17 protein-coding genes and 1 tRNA gene are annotated in these 17,809 nt (G+C 75.5%); 6 read left to right on the plus strand and 12 right to left on the minus strand.

Annotated features, from left to right (window positions below):
• Positions 1-12 precede the first annotated feature (12 nt).
• Positions 13-543: a TasA family protein gene (locus DNK53_RS05620; RefSeq protein WP_110181234.1), complete on the minus strand. Its 531-nt coding sequence runs from the start codon at positions 541-543 to the stop codon at positions 13-15.
• Between the two features lie 289 nt (positions 544-832).
• A tRNA-Lys gene (locus DNK53_RS05625) sits at positions 833-905 on the minus strand.
• 220 nt (positions 906-1,125) lie between these two features.
• Between DNK53_RS05625 and DNK53_RS05630 the strand changes: the two genes are divergently transcribed.
• A complete protein-coding gene (locus tag DNK53_RS05630) occupies positions 1,126-2,418 on the plus strand; it encodes a hypothetical protein (protein WP_110181235.1) in 1,293 nt (430 codons plus the stop codon).
• A gap of 24 nt (positions 2,419-2,442) precedes the next feature.
• Here DNK53_RS05630 and DNK53_RS05635 read toward each other — a convergent pair whose 3' ends face one another.
• Positions 2,443-3,696, minus strand: coding sequence for a sulfatase-like hydrolase/transferase (locus DNK53_RS05635; RefSeq protein ID WP_110181236.1), 1,254 nt, complete (start codon positions 3,694-3,696; stop codon positions 2,443-2,445).
• A gap of 40 nt (positions 3,697-3,736) precedes the next feature.
• Positions 3,737-4,279 carry a hypothetical protein gene (locus DNK53_RS05640; RefSeq protein WP_162599800.1) on the minus strand — a complete coding sequence of 181 codons (543 nt, stop codon included), beginning with the start codon at positions 4,277-4,279 and terminating at the stop codon, positions 3,737-3,739.
• A 25-nt stretch (positions 4,280-4,304) separates the two neighbouring features.
• On the opposite strand from DNK53_RS05640, the gene DNK53_RS05645 reads away from it, so the two are divergent.
• The 3 genes from DNK53_RS05645 (at position 4,305) to DNK53_RS05655 (ending at position 9,009) form a co-directional block, all read left to right on the plus strand.
• Complete coding sequence (locus DNK53_RS05645; RefSeq protein WP_110181238.1) at positions 4,305-7,031, plus strand: phosphoenolpyruvate carboxylase; 2,727 nt, start codon at positions 4,305-4,307, stop codon at positions 7,029-7,031.
• Positions 7,032-7,176: 145 nt separating this feature from the next.
• Positions 7,177-8,601 carry an FAD/NAD(P)-binding protein gene (locus DNK53_RS05650; RefSeq protein WP_204163744.1) on the plus strand — a complete coding sequence of 475 codons (1,425 nt, stop codon included), beginning with the start codon at positions 7,177-7,179 and terminating at the stop codon, positions 8,599-8,601.
• Between the two features lie 63 nt (positions 8,602-8,664).
• Positions 8,665-9,009, plus strand: a complete 345-nt coding sequence (locus DNK53_RS05655) for a cupin domain-containing protein (RefSeq protein WP_110181239.1) — start codon at positions 8,665-8,667, stop codon at positions 9,007-9,009.
• Positions 9,010-9,267: 258 nt separating this feature from the next.
• Here the strand turns inward: DNK53_RS05655 and DNK53_RS17970 are convergent, their stop codons facing one another.
• On the minus strand, positions 9,268-10,122 hold the full coding sequence (locus tag DNK53_RS17970; protein ID WP_239456362.1) for a resuscitation-promoting factor: 855 nt from the start codon (positions 10,120-10,122) through the stop codon (positions 9,268-9,270).
• 298 nt (positions 10,123-10,420) lie between these two features.
• Between DNK53_RS17970 and DNK53_RS05670 the strand changes: the two genes are divergently transcribed.
• A complete protein-coding gene (locus tag DNK53_RS05670; RefSeq protein WP_110181240.1) occupies positions 10,421-10,978 on the plus strand; it encodes a DUF2238 domain-containing protein in 558 nt (185 codons plus the stop codon).
• Complete coding sequence (locus DNK53_RS05675; RefSeq protein ID WP_110181241.1) at positions 10,975-11,727, plus strand: glycosyltransferase family 2 protein; 753 nt, start codon at positions 10,975-10,977, stop codon at positions 11,725-11,727. Before DNK53_RS05670 ends, DNK53_RS05675 begins: the two co-directional genes overlap by 4 nt.
• Positions 11,728-11,736: 9 nt before the next feature.
• Here the strand turns inward: DNK53_RS05675 and DNK53_RS05680 are convergent, their stop codons facing one another.
• From DNK53_RS05680 to idi, 7 genes are read right to left on the minus strand one after another with little or no spacing between them, the layout of a single operon-like run.
• On the minus strand, positions 11,737-12,660 hold the full coding sequence (locus DNK53_RS05680; RefSeq protein WP_204163745.1) for a prenyltransferase: 924 nt from the start codon (positions 12,658-12,660) through the stop codon (positions 11,737-11,739).
• Positions 12,657-12,989, minus strand: coding sequence for a lycopene cyclase domain-containing protein (locus DNK53_RS05685; protein WP_110181242.1), 333 nt, complete (start codon positions 12,987-12,989; stop codon positions 12,657-12,659). Before DNK53_RS05685 ends, DNK53_RS05680 begins: the two co-directional genes overlap by 4 nt.
• Positions 12,986-13,363, minus strand: a complete 378-nt coding sequence (locus DNK53_RS05690; RefSeq protein ID WP_110181243.1) for a lycopene cyclase domain-containing protein — start codon at positions 13,361-13,363, stop codon at positions 12,986-12,988. Before DNK53_RS05690 ends, DNK53_RS05685 begins: the two co-directional genes overlap by 4 nt.
• The gene (gene crtI / locus DNK53_RS17725; protein ID WP_204163746.1) at positions 13,360-15,036 is read right to left on the minus strand and encodes a phytoene desaturase family protein; all 1,677 of its coding nucleotides are present in this window, start codon (positions 15,034-15,036) and stop codon (positions 13,360-13,362) included. Before crtI ends, DNK53_RS05690 begins: the two co-directional genes overlap by 4 nt.
• Positions 15,033-15,959, minus strand: coding sequence for a phytoene/squalene synthase family protein (locus DNK53_RS17730; protein ID WP_204163747.1), 927 nt, complete (start codon positions 15,957-15,959; stop codon positions 15,033-15,035). Before DNK53_RS17730 ends, crtI begins: the two co-directional genes overlap by 4 nt.
• Complete coding sequence (locus DNK53_RS05700; protein WP_110181244.1) at positions 15,956-17,056, minus strand: polyprenyl synthetase family protein; 1,101 nt, start codon at positions 17,054-17,056, stop codon at positions 15,956-15,958. Before DNK53_RS05700 ends, DNK53_RS17730 begins: the two co-directional genes overlap by 4 nt.
• A complete protein-coding gene (gene idi, locus DNK53_RS05705; RefSeq protein ID WP_275425735.1) occupies positions 17,053-17,703 on the minus strand; it encodes an isopentenyl-diphosphate Delta-isomerase in 651 nt (216 codons plus the stop codon). The genes DNK53_RS05700 and idi overlap by 4 nt, the downstream gene beginning before the upstream one ends.
• Positions 17,704-17,809: the final 106 nt, after the last annotated feature.

Genomic DNA, 17,809 nt, shown 5'->3' on the forward strand with positions numbered 1-17,809 from the left:
CAGGAGCGTGGCTCACTGGTTGCTGGTGGTTGCGTCCAGCTGGACGGAGTCCCAGGTGTAGGTCGCGGAGGCGGCCTTGCCCTGCTGGTCGTTGCCGGCCGCGGGGTCCATGGCGACCGTGAAGCGGAAGTCGCGGGCGGCGCCGGGCGCGAACTCGCCGAGGGCGTTCTTGGAGCCGTCGACCAGGTCGCCGAAGCTGCCCTTGAAGACCTGCTGGCTGGTGGTGGTGTCGGTGATCGTCATGGTCATCACGTCCTTGGCGAACGTGGTGGCCGACGAGGACTCCGTGAGGCTGAACTTGGCGGGCAGGGAGCCGGTGTTGGTCAGCGTGAGGGTGCCGTTGAGCGTGTCGCCCGGCTTCATGTCCGTCAGGTTGAAGATCGCCCGGCCGTCCTTGGAGTTGGCCTGGGTCAGCGTGCCGGAGGTGACGGCGCTGATGGTGTTGCCGGTGGTCGAGGTGAAGGTGGCGCCCGAGCCCACGGCGATGGCGCCGGCGGCCAGCAGGGTGGCGAGGGGGACGAGGACCTTCTTGGTGTTCCGCATGATGTTCGGATCCTGGTTTCTGTGGCTGTCAGCCTTCTTGCTGACCGACCGGGTTGATGGAAGAAACGCTACGGAGCCGAGATCCACAGGAGTGCTACGCGGAAACCCCCGGAGGCCCACTCTTCGGAACTGTTCGGCCCCGCGCCGACACGGAGTCCTCCAGCGTCCCCTCTCCTCGCCGCGGGCGGCGCCGGCTACGCCGTCTTCCGGCTCGCGGGACGCGGCTCGCGCCCCGACAGCACCTTCCACGACTGACGGCGGAGGCGGCGGCGTACGACGTCCGCCGCGGTAGGCCCCCAGGGGCTCGAACCCTGAACCAACGGATTAAAAGTCCGCTGCTCTGCCAATTGAGCTAGAGGCCCGGGACGTGGGGACTTCCGTCCGGAGAGCTCTCCGCAGGACCCACGACCGTCACTGATTGTCGCAGAGGAGTGTCGGCGCCGCGCCGGGCGCCTCGACGGGTGCGGCTGTGCCGTGCACGGTGGGCCCGCGCCGTACAGTCCTGTCACCCGGAGGCTCCGGGGAGATGTCTGCACGGGCGGGGGAGCCATGCGTCGAGGTCTTGCGGTCACAGTCCTGTCGATGACCCTGGGGTTGGTCGCTTCGCTCCTCGCCCCGGCTGTCGCCCGGCCCGAGCCGTCCCGCGCCCTGGCGAACGCGGACGCCGCGCCGCGTCCGCCGGTCAGGCGGGTCGAGCGGGAGTACGGCGAGGGTCCGGTCCGCCTGGCTCCGGGACAGTCCGGCGCGATCACCTTCCGGGCGAGCCGCGGCGATCGGGTCACCCTGCGGGTGCGGCCGGTCGGCCTCGCCCGCAGCTGCAGGGGCCGGCTGGTGCTGCGCGACCGGCGTGGCTCCCGGGCGCGGCAGATGGAGAGCGTCTTCCGGGTCCGGGCCGACGGACGGGCGGAGATCCGGTTCGAGAACCGCTGCGGGAGGAGCGCCTCGCTCGCGCAGCTGGTCCAGGTGCGGACCCTCAAGGTGAGGGTGGACGGCCGCAAGGTGGTGCAGGTCGGCCCCTCGACCAGCCGAGTGCTGAACGTCGCGTGGGTGAAGGTGCCTCGCACCGGCCGGGTGAAGCTCGTCGGACGGGACAGCAGCGGCAGGCGGGTCGACGCCGACCAGGTGCTGGAGGGGAACCGGCTGCGCTGGCCCTTCCGTGTCCCCAGCGCGTCGGCCGAGCACGGGCAGCCCCCGAGGTACGACTTCGAGCCCGTCGAGTCCTTCCGGCCGCTGCGCCGCGGCCAGCGGATCGGTGTGGCGTTCGCCGAGGGCGCGCGAGTGGAGGCGAGCAGCGCCCTGGAGCAGACGATCGAGCTCGACGGCCCTCCGGTGACCCTCGCGTCCGGACAGGGGCGCGAGCACGTTCTCTCCGTCACGGTCCCGGCAGGGGTTCGCACCTTCCTCGACTGGGGGACCGAGGACTCCTTCGGCTGGGGCACCGCCCACTGGCTGACGCCCGACGGGCGCCAGCCGACCGGTGGCGGGGTCCACCGCCTGGTCGTCGCCTCCCCGGACGACGCCGAGTTCTCCGACCTGCGGACCATCCGCATCCGCACGATCCTCCGGGCGCCCGACCTGGTCGTCGGCGGTCCACCGGTCCGGTTCGAGTCCGCCGACCCGGGCCAGTGGTTCCGCGCGACCGTGCCCGCGTCGCCCCCGGGGCCGGTCCGGTTCGAGGCCTCCGACGCCACCGTGTCCGGCGGCTGGGGGGCGCGGATGTACCCGCCCTGCTACCGGGACTGCATCGGAGGAGCGTCCCTCCGCTCCGGCGAGCCGGTCGAGTCGGGGTGGGTCCCCTACGACGAGCCCCACACGGTGGAGGTGCGGTTCGACAAGGGGTCGAGCGGCGGGGTCACGCTGCGCCTGGTGCGCTGAGCCCAGCGCAGGTCCTCCCGGTCCTCACGCCTCCAGCGCCCGCAGCGCCCGCCCGCGAGCGGTGCGCAGGCGGTCGAGCGGGACGGACCACCGCGAGGTGTCGACATCACGGAGGCTGCTGAGCTGGTGCGGGTCGGCGCCGAGGTCGTAGAGCTCCTGCTCGCCCCGCTCGTGGTGGTCGACGAAGACGTGCGGCCCCTCGCGGAGCATCGCCCAGCCGAGGTTCGTGTTCTCCACGAGGAGCCGCCGCCGCCAGCCCGACCAGTCCCCGCTGCGCAGCGGGCCGAGCAGGGAGCGGCCGTCGAGGTCGCGACCCGCGTCTGGGTCCAGCCCGGCGATCTCGAGCGTGGTCGGCATGAGGTCGACCTGGGAGACCAGCGCGTCGCTGACGCCCGGCGCCACGCCGGGCCCGCGGACGACGTACGGCACCCCTGCCGACTCCTCGTAGGGCTGCTCCTTGCGGAAGATCCGGTGCTCGCCCATGAGGTAGCCGTTGTCGGAGACGAGGAAGACCCACGTCCGCTCGTGCTGCCCGGTCTCGCGCAGCACCTCGAGCACGCGGGCCACCTGGTCGTCGAGGTCCTGCAGCTCCTCGAGCTTGCCCTCGAGCACCTCGCGCATCCGCGCCGGGTCCTGCGGCGGGAGGTCGCGCAGCCAGGTCGGCTTGTCGGACATGTCCGCCTCGTTGAACGCCGGCGGGTCCCAGACGACACCGTCGAAGTCGTCGTGGTGACGCCGGCTCGGCGTGTAGGGGTCGTGCGGGGTCGAGGTCGACCAGACGGCGAACCACGGGCCGCGGTCGGCCTGCCGGGCCAGGTACGTCGTGAGCCGGTCGAGGGCGAACCGGTCCGCCGCCCGCTGCGAGCCGGTCTCCCGGTTCTCCCCGTCCACGTTGACCCGCCCGCCCGAGCCGACCGTGGTCACCCACCGCCGCCAGCCGGGGGCGACGTACGTCGGGTCGCCGGCGAGGCCGTTCATGTACTTGCCGAAGTAGCCGGTGTCGTACGTCGTGCCGGCCCGCAGCCGGGTGGCGACCGTGTCGCGGTCCAGGCTCCGCTCGACGAAGGGCCGGTGGGTGTGGTTGGTGCTGCAGCCGTGGTGGTGCGGGTAGCGGCTGGTCAGCATCGAGGCCCGCGCCGGGCCGCACCACGGCATCGCGGCGTAGCCGCGGTCGAACCGGACCCCGCGCCCCACCAGCCGCTGCCACGTCCGCGGCATCTGCGCCAGGGTGGCGCGCGGCTGGTCGTCGGTGATGATCCACAGCACGTTGGCGGACATGCCGAGGCAGCGTAACGGCCCGGCCCGACGGTCAGCCGGCTCAGGCCACCGCGCGCAGCTCCTCGATCGCGGCGAGGTGCTCCGCGGCGTCGGGGTCGTCCGCGGCGGCCAGCTGCTCGGCGTACCGCTCCAGCGCCCCGCGCGGGTCGGCGTCGGCGAAGGCCTCGCCCTGCTCCTCCCGCCACTGCGCGTACGCCGCGGCGAGCTCGTCGTGCCCGCCCTCGGCGACGGCGTCGCGGATCTCGAGCACCTCCTCGAACGCGCGGCTGCGCCGGCTGTCGCGCGGCGCGTCGCCCAGGTCGTTCAGCGCCATCTCGGCCGCCGCGTTGGGCGAGCCCGGCGGGACGAGGTCGCCCCTCTCCGCCAGCCAGCGGGCGTGGCCGGGCGGCTCGCCGTGGTGCTCCACCCAGACGTCCCAGGCCAGGATCCGCCGGTGGCCCTCGCGCTCCATGTTGTCGCCGAACTCCTCGAACCCGCGGTCCGGGTCGGCGACCGTGCCCATCAGCACCGCGACGACCAGCCAGGCGACCAAGCCGCCGCCCAGCAGCCACAGCGCCCACACGGACGAGCTCTTCCCACGCATGCCCCGCAGGCTAGCGTCGGGGTGCATGGAGGCGACGAGCAGCGACCGGCACGACCACACCACCCGCGCGGACCGGCCGGCCGCCGACCGGCTGGCGGACGACGTGGCGCTGCTGCGCCGCCTGCAGGACGCCGTGCTGGTCGAGGCGGGTGCCGGGGACGTCCTCGAGGTGGTCCGCGACCTGCTGGCCGCGGTCGAGGGCGCCGGGGCCGACCACGTGCGCCTCGCCGCCGCGACCGACCACCTCGCCGCCGACCAGCTCGAGCAGGTGGCGCGGGCGCTGACGGTCCACTTCCACCTGGTCAACCTCGCCGAGTCCCGGCACCGGGTCCGGGTCCTGCGCGAGGGCGGCGACGCCCGCGACTCCGCGCTGCAGGAGGCGGCGACCGACCCGTGGCCCGCCCTGGGGCGCGAGGGCGAGCCCGTCGACCCGGGGATCTTCGAGCGGCTGCGGATCCACCCGGTCCTCACCGCCCACCCGACCGAGGCACGGCGGCGGGCGGTGGCGGCGGCGCTGCGCCGGATCGGCCACCAGCTTGACCGCCACGACGACCCGCTGCGCGGGCCGGCCGAGCAGCAGGTGGCGCTGCGCCGGCTCCAGGAGGAGCTGGAGGTGCTGTGGCGCACCGCGCACCTGCGCACCACCCGGCCCACGCCCTACGACGAGGTCCGCACCGCGATGGCGGTCTTCGACGACACCCTGCTGCGCCTGGTGCCCCGGCTCTACCGCTCGGCGGAGCTCGCCGCCGGGGTGGCCGAGCCGGGCACGGCGCCGCCGGTGGTGGCGCCGTTCGTCCGCTTCGGCAGCTGGATCGGCGGGGACCGCGACGGCAACCCCTTCGTCACCGCCGAGGTCACCCGGCAGACGCTGGGGATCCAGGCCGAGCAGGCGCTGCGGGTGCTGGCCGCCGCGGTGGAGCGGGTGGGCCGGACCCTCACCCTCGACGCCGCCTCGACCCCCCCGAGCCGCGCCCTGCGCGACGCGCTGGCCGCCGCCTCCGTGGCCGACCCGGCGGCCGCCGCCGAGATCGCCGTCGGCTCGCCGGACGAGCCGCACCGCCAGCTGCTCCTGCACGCCGCGCGACGGGTGCAGGCCACCCGGCGCGGCGAGGTCGAGCGCGCCTACCGCGACCCCGGCGAGCTCCTCGCCGACCTGCGGCTCGCCCAGGAGTCGCTGGCCGCGGCGGGTGCCCACCGGGCGGCGTACGGCGAGCTCCAGCACCTGGTCTGGCAGGTGGAGACCTTCGGCTTCCACCTCGCCGAGCTCGAGGTGCGCCAGCACAGCGCCGTGCACGCGGCGGTCCTGGCCGAGCTGCTCGGCCAGGTCGAGGACGTCGGGGACCCCGTGGCCGCCGCCCGGGACGCCGTCCTGCTCGACCGGCTCGCCACCGACGGGTGGCCGGAGCACGTCGAGGCGCGGAGCGAGAAGGCGCAGGAGGTGCTCAACACGCTGCGGGTGGTGGCGTGGGCGCAGGAGCGGTGGGGCGAGCGCAGCTGCGGCCGGTACGTCGTGAGCTTCAGCCAGCAGCCCGGCGACCTGGTCGCCGTCCGGGCGCTCGCCCGGCTGGCGGTGGGGGAGCGGCCCCTGCGGCTCGACGTGGTGCCGCTCTTCGAGACCGGCGACGACCTGCGCCGTTGCACCGAGGTCCTGGACGGGTGGTGGGAGCTCTCCTCGACCCGCCGCTGGGCGTCGTCGGTCGACCACCGGGTCGAGGTGATGGTCGGCTACTCCGACAGCTCGAAGGACGTCGGGCCGGTGAGCGCCACCCTCGGGCTCTACGACGCCCAGGCGCGGCTCGCGGCCTGGGCGGGGCGGCGGGGGGTCGAGCTGACGCTCTTCCACGGCCGCGGCGGCTCCCTCGGTCGCGGCGGCGGCCCGGTGCACCGGGCGATCCTGGCGCAGCCGCCCGGCTCGGTCGACCTGCGCTTCAAGGTCACCGAGCAGGGCGAGGTCGTCTTCGCCCGCTACGGCGACGTGACGATCGGCCAGCGCCACCTCGAGCGGGTCACCGCCGCGGTGCTGCGCGCGGCGACGTCGGGCAACGAGGAGCGCACCGCGGCGGCGGCCGCCCGGTACGACGACCTGGCCCGGCGGCTCGACGAGGCCTCGCACGCGGCGTACCGGGCCCTCGTCGACGTCCCGGGCTTCGCCGACGTGGTGGCCCTCTCCAGCCCGCTCGAGGAGATCGGGGAGCTGCGGATGGGGTCGCGGCCGGTGCGCCGCAGCGGTGCCGACGTGGGCCGCGACCTGGCCGACCTGCGCGCGATCCCGTGGGTCTTCGCCTGGTCCCAGACCCGCGCCAACGTGCCCGGCTGGTTCGGCCTGGGCTCCGCGCTGGCGGCGGTGGGCGACGTCGCGCTGCTGCGGGAGGCGGCGCGGGAGTGGCCGCTGCTGGGGGCCCTGCTGGAGGTGGCCGAGATGAGCCTGGCCAAGTCCGACCGGCGGCTGGCGGAGCGGTTCCTCGCCCTCGGCGGGAGCGAGGAGGTGACCCGACGGGTGCTCGACGAGATGGACCTGACCCGGCGCTGGCTCCTCGACGTGCTCGACCAGGACGAGCTGCTGGCCCGGGAGCCCGGCCTGGCCCGGGCGGTCGCGATGCGGACCGGTTACGTCGACGCCCTCTCCGTCGTGCAGCTGCGGGCCCTGCGCGAGCTGCGCGCCGCGACCGACGAGGCGTCGCAGGCCGCGTGGCGCCGGGTGCTGCTCGTTGCCGTCAACGGCGTCGCCGCGGGACTGCAGAACACGGGCTGAGCGACCCCGCCTCCCGGTCCGCTGTTGACCGAGCGACCGTGATTCCCTCATGGGGGCGGAGACGCCTTAAACTGGACTAATATTGTCGAGAAACACAAGTTGTCGCCGGAAGACGTCCGGTGATGACGCGGTGAGGAGTCGAGGAATGAGCCAGGAGACGCCTCCACGGGCGCCGCTGCGGGTCGCCGTCGTGGGAGCGGGTGCGGCCGGCACCCTGGTCGCCCTCAACCTGGTCCGGCGTACCGGGGAGGCGGCGGAGGCCACTGGGCTGGCGATCACCTTCGTCGACCCTGCCGAGCGGCTCGTCTCGGGGGCCGCCTTCTCCACCACGGACCCGGCGCACCTGCTCAACGTGCCCGCTGCGGGCATGTCCTGGGACCCCGAGGACCGCTTCGACTTCGCCACGTGGTGCGCCGACGAGGGCCTGGTGGGGCCCGAGGACGCGAGCTACTGGTTCGCGCCGCGGCGGGAGTGGGCGCGCTACCTGCGCACCCGCTGGCAGGAGGCGCTGGCCGCCGCGGGCGACCGGGTGGTCGTCGAGCACGTACGCCGGCGCGCGGTCGCCGTCGTCCCCGGGGCGGCGCGGGGCGCCGTCGTCACCACCGAGGACGGCGTCCGCCTCGAGGTCGACCGGGTGGTCCTCGCGACGGGACTGCCGACCGTCGGCGACGCGTGGGCGCCGCGCGACCTCTCGGGCGAGCCGCGCTACGTCGCCGACCCGTGGTGGCCGGGGGCGCTCGACGCGCTGCGGTCCGACGGGGGCGACGTGCTGGTCGTGGGGACCGGCCTCACGATGGTCGACGTCGCGCTCACGGCCCTGGCCGCCGACCCGGACCGCCGGGTGGTGGCGCTCTCCCGCCACGGACGCCTCCCGCACCCGCACGCCCCGAGCTACCTCGGCGAGGTGGTGCCGGACGTCCGCGCCTGGGGCTCCACCCTCCCGGAGGTCCGGGCCGCGGCGCACGCGCACGTCGGGGCGGTGGCCCAGCTCAACGGCGACTGGCGCCCCGCGATCGACGGCATCCGCTACCGGGTCGCCGAGCTGTGGAGCCGGTTCGGCGTCGAGGACCGGCGCGCCTTCCTCGCCGGTGCCGCCGGGGAGTGGGGGGTGCGCCGTCACCGGGTGCCGCCCACCAGCGACGCGCTCCTTGCGGAGCACCGCGCCGCTGGCCGGCTGGAGGTCCGGGCCGGCACGGTCACCGCGGTGGAGCCGTGCTCGTCGACCGGTGCGTCGGGCGAGGGGCTGGAGGTCACCACCGCCGACGGCGACCGGCTGCGCGTCGCCTGCGTGGTGAACTGCACGGGCCCGCGCCATGACGTGCGGACGCTCGGCAACCCCGTCCTCGACCAGCTGCTCGGGCTGGACGGCGGCCAGCCGGTCGCCCGCACCGACGAGCTCGGCCTCGGCCTGGAGACCCGCGACGGACGGCTGCTCGCCGCCGACGGGGAGGGCGAGCTGCCCGTCTGGACGCTGGGCGCCCTGCGGCGCGGTGAGCTGTGGGAGTCCACGGCGGTCCCGGAGATCCGGGCCCAGGCGGTCGCGGTGGGCGACGCGCTGCTGGGGGACTGACCGGCCGGGCGGCCGACCTGCCGACGGCTGACCGTGGGACGGCGGAGTGGGTACGGTCGGTCCATGGAGAGCACGTCACTGCCCCAGCTGGTCGAGCAGCACCTGGACCGGGCCCGCGAGGCCGGGCCCGGCCGGAGCGCCCACACCCTGCACGGCGGCCGCGACCACGCCCTGCGCCAGACCCTCATCGCCCTGGCGGGGGGCCGGAGCCTGGGCGAGCACGAAAGTCCCGGCGAGGCCACCCTGCAGGTCCTGCACGGCCGGGTCCGGCTGCACGCGGACGGCGAGACGTGGGAGGGCGGGCCGGGGGACCACCTGCTGGTCCCGCCGACCCGCCACGACCTCGAGGCGGTCGAGGACGCCGCCGTCCTGCTCACCGTCGCGGTGCACGGGGTCCCCGGCACCTGACGGCGCGGGGGTGCCGCTCAGCGTCGGGCCAGGTTGCCGGAGGCGAGCATGGCGCCGACGGCGACCCAGAAGGCGCCGACCACGAGGCCGCCCCCGACGCAGCCGTCCCGCGCCGCTACGTCGAGATAGTCCCCCACGTTTCGACCACGTCTGAACGGCGTGTCGTGGTCAGACTGTGGGGGACTATCTCCTGACGAGGTCAGCGGTGGCGATGCGGGGTGCGGGTGGCGGGGCGGGGTGCTCCGCCGCGGCGGGTGCTCAGAGGTAGCGACCGCAGTGCGGCCACGGCTGGGCGCCGCGCGACTTGTAGAGCAGCTTGGCCCGGTGGGTCTGCTCGGCGGGCGAGGCGTGGTGCGGCATGCCGCTGCCACCGACGCTGTTCCAGGTGCCGACGTTGAACTGGTAGAGCCCGTAGTAGCCGGCCGCGTTGACGGCGCGCGGGTTGCCGCCGGACTCGCAGCGGGCGAGCGCGGCCCAGTTGAGCCCATCGGTGCCGGGCACCGAGGCGGCCTTGCGGCCGACCAGCACCCGCTTCGGGGTGGCCTTCCTCACGGTCTTCCGCTGCACGACGGTGTAGTCGACCAGCCGCCCGTTGTGCGTCGTACGGCGTGCCTTGACGCGCTGCACGCCGGGCTTGCCCTGCCGGACGACCTTGCGCTTGCCGGGCTTCAGCTTGGTGGTGGGGACGGTGACGGTGCGGGGCTTCGTCCGCACCTTCTTCACCTGGGTGCGCTTGCGTACGTCGATCAGCTTGACCCGGTCGCCGTGCCTGACCCGCTTGCCCTTGCCCTTGACGAACTTCCCGTCGCGGACGACCTTGACCAGGTCGTTGCCGTCGACCGGCACGCCGGTGCTCTCCAGCACGTCGGCGGGCCAGGTGCGGGCGTCCGCAGCGACCTGGACGTTCCGCTGCTGCGGCACGTCCACCGTCACGGCGACCTGGCCGTCGCCGAGGACGGGGTCGGCGGCGTGGGCGGTCCCGGGCACCAGCCCGGCGGTCAGGGCCAGGGCGAGGGCGCCGGTCGCCAGGGAGCCGGCGCCGGCGCGGAGGCCGCGGGGGAGGCCGGTCGAGGGGGTCGACGGGGACGTGAAGGGGGTGGTGCGTGCGCGCAAGTGTGTTCCTCACTCCGTGCTCTGCGCCGGGCACGCGGGGCGTGCGCGGTGGCGCTCGGACGCGACGCCGCCTTGCCGGGCGTCGAGGTCGCGGCGCGGGCGCCTCGCGATGGGGAGGCACCTCGTCGTTCGGGAGCTGGGCTGCACCGCCGCGACCCCTCCACGACAACACAGACCCCCCGGGGGATGTCGAATCGTCAACGCACCTCCGCGTGTCGCGGACCCGGCTCCCGAGGCGTGGATCCGCGGCCCGGGGCCGGTGCCGGGTGAGCGACTTCACGCTCGATAGGCTCGCCGCATGCCGCTGATCGCCCCCGACCTGGTGCGGCTGGCGAGCCTGGTCAGCGTCGTGGTCGGGACGGTGGTCCACGGCTGGCTCGGCTTCGCCCTCTTCTTCCTCGTCCTGGGCGGCGTCATGGTGCCGCGCGCGCTCGGGACGCCGCAGTGGCTGGACGCCCTCTACGGCTCCGTGCTGCTCTTCGGCGCCTGGGCGGCCCAGCTCGACTGGTACGTCACCGTCATGGGGCTGGACCTCGTCGTGCACGCCCTCGCCACGGGGCTGATCGGGGCGCTCTGCTGGCAGGCGCTCGTCGTCCTCGGGGCGCTGCCGGACCCCGCCGACCCCGGCTCCGCCACCCGGCCCCGGCTCGGCGCGGTGGTGGTCACCTCCGCGCTGGCCGCCGGGCTCGCGGGCGTCTGGGAGATCGGCGAGTGGGTGGGGCACCACTGGATCGACCAGCGGATCCAGGTCGGGTACGACGACACGGTCGGCGACCTGGCCGCCGGCGTGCTGGGTGCCGTGGTCGCCGGCCTGCTGGTCGCCCGCACCCTGCCCCGCCGGCAGGACGCGCGGTGAGGCGCCCCGCAGGCGGGGGCGGGGCGGCGTCGCCGTCGGTCTCCGTGGTGATCCCGGTCCGCGACGACGCGGCCGAGCTCGCCGCGTGCCTCCGGCTCCTGGCTGACCAGTCCGTCCCGCCGCTGGAGGTCGTCGTGGTCGACAACGGCTCCAGCGACGACTCGGCCGCCGTCGCGCGGGCGCACGGGGCGCGGGTGGTGGTCGAGCGGCGGGTCGGCATCCCGTCGGCCGCCGCCACCGGGTACGACGCGGCCCGCGGCGACGTGGTCGGCCGGCTCGACGCCGACTCCCGCCCCGGGCCCGACTGGGTCGCCCACGTGGCCCGGGCGATGGCCGACCCGGGGGTCGACGCCGTCACCGGCGGCGGCCGCTTCCACGACCTCCCGCCCGTGCTGCGGCAGCTGGCCACCGTCGTCTACCTCGGCGCCTACTTCCTCCTCACCCACCTCGCGCTGGCCCACGTCCCCCTGTGGGGGTCGAGCATGGCGGTGCGCCGCGCCAGCTGGGAGCGGGTCCGCGCCCGCGTGCACACCACCGCCGACGTCCACGACGACCTCGACCTGGCGTTCGTGCTCGGGCCGGAGGCGACGATCCGCTTCGACCGCCGGCTGCGGCTCGAGGTCTCCGGGCGGTCGGTGCAGGGGCCCGCCCAGCTCCGCCGGCGGATGTCCCGCGCCGTCACCACGCTTCGCCTCAACTGGGCGGAGCGGCCCCCGTGGGAGCGGTGGCAGGCCCGGCTGCGTCGCTGACCGGCCAGATCAGCGCAGCACGGTCCAGATCAGCAGCTGGGTGACCAGGAAGCCGGTGAGGAAGTTGAGCCAGAGGAACCGCCGCCACCCGGCGTTGGCCCGCTCGCAGTCGGCGTCCGTGATCGTCAGGTACGGCGCCACGTTGGCCACGTAGGGCAGCACCAGCGCCGCGGCCAGCAGGCCCGGCCACGGCAGCAGGAGCAGCAGGATCCCGCCGACGACGTAGCAGCCCGCGGCGAACCACGTCGTCGTCCGGGCGCCCATCACCGTGCCGATCGAGCCGATCCCGCCGGCCCGGTCGGCGGCGACGTCCTGCACTGCGCCGAAGGCGTGCGAGCCCAGCCCCCAGGCGAAGAAGCCGCCGAGCGCGGCCAGCACTGTGGTGTCGACGGCGACCTCGCCCCCGCGGGCCGCGGCCAGCGCGAGCCCGTAGGCGGCCGGACTGACGAAGTGGGTGCTCGAGGTGACCGAGTCGAGGAACGGCCTCTCCTTGAACCGCAGCCCCGGCGCCGAGTAGGCGACCACGGCGAAGACGCTCACCGCGAGCACCAGCGCCGCCAGCGGCGAGCCGAGCGCCAGCAGGACGACGACGAACGGCACGTTGGAGAGCCCGGCCGCCCACAGCGTGGCCCGGTGCAGGCCGCGGTCCAGGACGACGCCCTCGACGCCGCCCTTGCGCGGGTTGCGCAGGTCGGACTCGTAGTCGAAGACGTCGTTCACGCCGTACATCAGGAGGTTGTAGGGGACCAGGAACCACACCACGCCGACCCAGAAGGCGACGTCGAGCCCGCCGCCGGCCATGAGGTAGGCGGCGCCGAAGGGGAAGGCGGTGTTGACCCAGGAGAGCGGGCGCGAGGAGGCGAGCACCTGCCCCGCGCGGGCGCCCGCGCGGCCGGCGCCCGAGGCCTCGGTCGTCGGCGCCACGGCGCTCACCGGCCGTCTCCGACGTCCGCGCGGGCGCGCCGCCCGGGGGTGAGCAGGAGGACGACCGACGGGACGACGGCCACGGCCGCGAGCGGCCAGGCGAGGTCCTCGAGCGGGGCCAGCCCGACGTGGACCCCCGACAGCGCCTCCTCGTCGAAGCGGAAGAGGTCGGCGGCGATCATCAGGGAGTCGAAGACCACGGTGAGCACGAGCAGGGCCAGGGCGGTGAGGCCAGTCGCGGCCCACCAGCGGCGACCGGGCCGGCGCAGCAGCACGGCGACCAGCAGCAGCGGCAGGGTGGCCGCGAGGAAGAGCGTGGCCAGACCGAGGTAGCTCACGCGACCACCCCCGTGCGGGAGGCGCCGGCGCCGTCCGTCGCGGCCGTCCCGCCCGTCCGGTCGCCGCGGTCCAGCAGCAGCCGGAAGAGGCCGTGCAGCACGCCGGTGAGGTAGCAGAGGAAGACGATGAAGAAGAGCTCCTCGAGCGGCAGCTCGGGGGCCACCTCGATCCCGGTCATCGCCGGCGACTCGCCCTTGCTGTAGTGCGCGAGCTCGATGGCGGCGAGGTCCCAGGCGAGGAAGACGACGAAGCCGACGGCCACGGCGACGAGCGCCACCCGGGGCCGGTCGAAGAGGAAGAGCCGCCAGCGACGGTCGACCAGACCCATGCAGAGGGTCGAGACCAGGACGAAGCCGAGGTAGAGCAGACTCACGCGGCGCCCCCGGTCGCCTCGAGCAGCGGCTCTTGAGCCGTTTCCGGCTCCGTCTCCCGAGGCGGCTCGGCCGTCGGCCCGGTGGACCGGTCGCCGCGCAGCCGCTTGAGCACCAGCTCGGCACTGATCAGGCACATCGGCAGGCCGATCCCGGGGATCGTGCTCGACCCGGCGTAGAGTAGCCCCTCCACCTTGCGGGAGGCGTTGCGGGCGCGCAGGAAGGCGCTCTGCCGCAGCGTGTGGCCCGGCCCGAGCATCCCGCCCGACCAGGCGTTGAGGTCGGCGGCGAAGTCGCCGGGGCCGACGGTGCGGCGGACGACCACGCGCTCGGCGAGGTCGGGCACGCCGGCCCACGCGGCGACCTGGGCGATCGCGGCGTCGGCCACCTTCTCGACGGCCGGGTCGCCCTGCCCGTCGACCCCGCCCTTGCCGAGCCCCGTGTCGGCGGGGACGGGGACGAGGATGAAGAGGTTCTCGCTGCCCGCCGGCGCGACGGTCGGGTCGCTCGCCGAGGGGCGGCAGACGTAGGAGGAGGCGGGGTCCGGCACCCGGCCGGGGCGGCCCAGCACGTCGCCGAAGTTCTTGCCCCAGTCGCTGGTGAAGAACATCGAGTGGTGCTCCAGCTGCGGCAGCTCGCCCTCGACGCCGAGATAGACCAGCACCGCGCCCGGGCCCGGGTCGCGCCGGCGCCACCACGACTCGGGGTAGGTCTGCAGGTCGCGGGGGAGGAGCTCGGTCTCGAGGTGGTGCAGGTCGGCGGCGCCGACGACCACGTCGGCCGGCAGCCGGTGCTCGCTGCCCGCGGCGTCGAGCCAGGCGACCCCGCAGACCCGGGCGCGCCGGGCGCGCCCGCGGCGACCGCGCCCCGCCGCCGGCGGGGTGGTGTCGATCGAGGTGACGGTGGCCCCGGTGTGGATCCGCACGCCGCGGGCGCGCGCCAGGTCGGCGATCGCCTCGATCAGCCGGGTGAAGCCGCCCTGGGGGTACAGCACCCCGTCGGCGAGGTCCATCGAGCTCATCAGGTGGTACATCGACGGGGTGCGGGCGGGCGAGGAGCCGAGGAAGACGGCGGGGTAGCCGAGCACCTGCCGCAGCCGCGGGTCGGCGAACCGCGCGGCGACGTGCTTCTCCAGGGAGCGGCCCAGCAGCCCCAGCAGGGTCGGCGCCCGGCGCACCACCTCGGGGTGCAGCAGGGAGCGCGGCGACTCGAAGCTCGTGTAGAGGAAGTGGTCGACGGCCATCCGGTAGGCGTCGGAGGCGGACTCCAGGTACGCCGCCAGCGCGGCACCGGCGCCCGGCTCCACCGCCTCGAACGTGGCCAGGTTGGCCTCGCGCGCGGTGCGGACGTCGAGCGGCTCGTCGTGGGCCTCGAAGAAGACCCGGTAGCCGGGGTCGAGCAGGGTGAGGTCGAGCTGCTCGGTGGCGCTGGTGCCGAGCAGCCGGAAGAAGTGGTCGAAGACCTCGGGCATGAGGTACCAGGAGGGGCCGGTGTCGAACCGGAACCCGTCCTTCTCCCAGCTGCCGGCGCGGCCGCCGACCTCGTCGCGCTGCTCCAGCAGGTCGACGGACCAGCCGTCGGCGGCGAGCAGGGCAGCGGTGGCGAGCCCCGAGATGCCGCCGCCGACGACGGCGACGCGGCGGCCCGGGACGGCGGGACCGGTGGGGGCGGTCACGAGACGCCCCGGGTGACGGCGCGCGCGATGACCTGGGCCTTGCGCGGCCCCGGCACCCGGACCCGCCGGCTGCGGATCTGCTCGGGCGGGGTCTGGCGCAGGCGCTTCGAGAGCTCGGCGAAGAGGGCGTGCGCGGCGCAGACCGCGCGCCGGCTGCCGGCCGGGAGCCGGTGCACGACCGCGGCGGCGGCGGCCAGGTCGGCGTCGATGTCGTCGAGCAGCCGGTCGCGGTCGGCCGCGTCGAAGCGCCGCACGTCGAGGCCGGGGAAGTAGCTGCGGCCGAGCTCGTCGCAGTCGGCGGCGAGGTCGCGCAGGAAATTCACCTTCTGGAAGGCGGCGCCGAGCCGGCGCGCCCCGCCCCGCAGCTCGACGTACTCGCGCTCGGCGTCGGGCCGGCCGACGAGGAAGGCGCGCAGGCACATGAGGCCGACCACCTCGGCGGAGCCGTAGACGTAGGCGGCGAAGCTCTCCTCGTCGTGCTCCTCGCGGAAGAGGTCGGTGCGCATCGAGGCGAAGAAGGGGTCGACGAGGTCGGTCCCGATCCCCACGGCCCGCGCGGTGCGGGCGAAGGCGTGGACCACCAGGTTGGCGCTGTGCCCGCTGCGCAGCGCGGCGTGCACGTCGTCCTGGAGGCCGTCGAGCAGCAGCGCCTGGTGGGCACGGCGGCCGTCGGGGCGCGGGGCGTCGACGATCTCGTCGGCCACCCGGACCAGCGCGTAGACGTTGCAGACGTGGGTGCGCACCGGCTCGGCGAGCAGCCGTGAGGCCATCCCGAAGGAGGTGGAGTACCGCTTGATCACCAGCGCCGCGGTCGCCTCGGCGACCTGGTCGTAGAGCTCGTACGGCGCCAGCGCGCCGTCGGCGACCGCGTCCCGGCCCCCGTCGGGCACGGGGCCCAGCGGCGGCGTGGCCGCGGCGCTCATGCCGCACCCGCCTCGGCGACGGGGACCGCGGGGGCGGCCGGGCGGGGCGCCCACGCGGTGACGAGGGGGTCGACCAGTGGGTCGGCCAGCCCGAAGGCGGCGGCCTGGTCACGGGCGGCGTCGAGGTGCTCGCGGGCCAGCTCCTCGACGAAGACGCGGGAACCGCCCTCGACGAGCGCGGCCCGGACGTCGGCGGCCTCCTCCTCGGTGAGCGCGGGGTCGCCGAGGTGGGCCGCGATTCGCGGCCAGGCAGCCGTGCCGGCGGCGTGCACGACCAGCGGCGTGCGCTTGCCCTCACGGAGGTCGCCGAGCGGGTCCTTCCCGGTGACCTCGCGGTCGCCGAAGACGCCGAGCAGGTCGTCGTGGAGCTGGAACGCGATGCCGAGGCGTCGACCGACCTCGCCGAGGGCCCGGACGACGTGCTCCTCGGCGCCGGCCAGCAGCGCGCCGGCCTGCATCGGGAGGACGAAGGAGTAGGCGGCCGTCTTGTGCTCGGCCATCTGCAGGGCCTCCTCGAGGGCGCCCTCGGGGTCCTCGAGCCCGGCGCCGAGCGCCAGCCTCACGTCGGCGAGCTCCCCGGCGGCCGAGACGTGCAGCGTGGTGTCGAGCAGGTCCAGGAGGCGGGTGACCACCGGGGTGGGGGCGCCGCAGGTGGCGACCGCGCGGACGGCCGCCGCCAGCGCGAGGTCCCCGGCCAGCACGGCGCCGGCGCGGGAGTAGGTCTCCTCGCCCGCGGCCCGCGCCGCGGGCGCCCCGGTGGGCACCGGGAGCGTGGCCGCGTCGGAGCGGAACCAGCCGGGGACGCTGGGGCGTCCGCGCCGGGTGTCGTCGTGGTCGATCACGTCGTCGTGGATGACGAAGGCGGTGTGCAGCAGCTCGACCGCGGCCGCCACGCGGTCAACGACGGCGTCGGGCGCCGCCGAGTCGCCGGGGGTGGCGAGGGCGTCGTGGACCCGGGCCAGCAGCCAGGGGCGGAACCGCTTGCCGCCGCGGGTGCCGACGTCGAGGGCGGCGGCCAGGGCGGCCCGGTCGCGGGGGAGTCCGTCGAGCTCGCGGGCGGGTCTCAGGAGCCGGTCGATCTCGCTCTGCACGGTCATCGGTCGCTCTCCTGGGTGGCCGGGGACGGGGAGGTCCTGGGACGGGGGTTCGGAACCACGGCGTCGGGCGGATGGGTCTCGGTCCGGTCGGCGTCGACGGCCAGCCGGGACCAGGCCTGTGCGGTGTCGAGCGCGGCGGCCTGGTCGCGCAGCCAGGGGCTCAGCGCCCAGGGTGCGGCGGCCAGCGCGGTCCGCAGGTCGTCGACCTCGACCCAGGCGAGCTCGGCCACCTCGTCGGGGTGCGGCTCCGGCTGGTGGGTCGTCCGGGCGACGAAGACGGGGCAGAACTCGTTCTCCACGACCCCCGAGGCGTCCACCGCGCGGTAGGCGAAGTCGGGGAGGAGCGCGGTGATCGCCTCCACCTCGAGGCCGAGCTCGGCGCGGCCGTGCCGGCGTACGGCGTCGACCAGCGCCTCGTCGGGGCGCGGGTGGCCGCAGAACGAGTTGGTCCACACGCCCGGCCAGGAGCGCTTGCCCAGCGCGCGGCGGGTCATCAGCACGCGGCCGTCGGCGTCCAGCAGCCAGCAGGAGAAGGCGAGGTGGAGCGGGGTGTCGAGCCCGTGGACGGCCTCGCGCGGGGCGGTCCCCGCGGGGCGCCGTCGCGCGTCCAGCAGGACCACGAGGTCGCGGGGGTCGCCCGCCGGCAGCCGGTCGGGGAGCTCCCCGTCGGACGGTGCCGGTCCCGGATCGCCGGGGCCGCCGGGGGAGCCCTCGTCCCGGGCGAGCGTCTGTGCCATCTGCTGATCCTCCTGC

The sequence above is a fragment of the Nocardioides solisilvae genome (assembly GCF_003194625.1).
Taxonomy (GTDB): domain Bacteria; phylum Actinomycetota; class Actinomycetes; order Propionibacteriales; family Nocardioidaceae; genus Nocardioides; species Nocardioides solisilvae.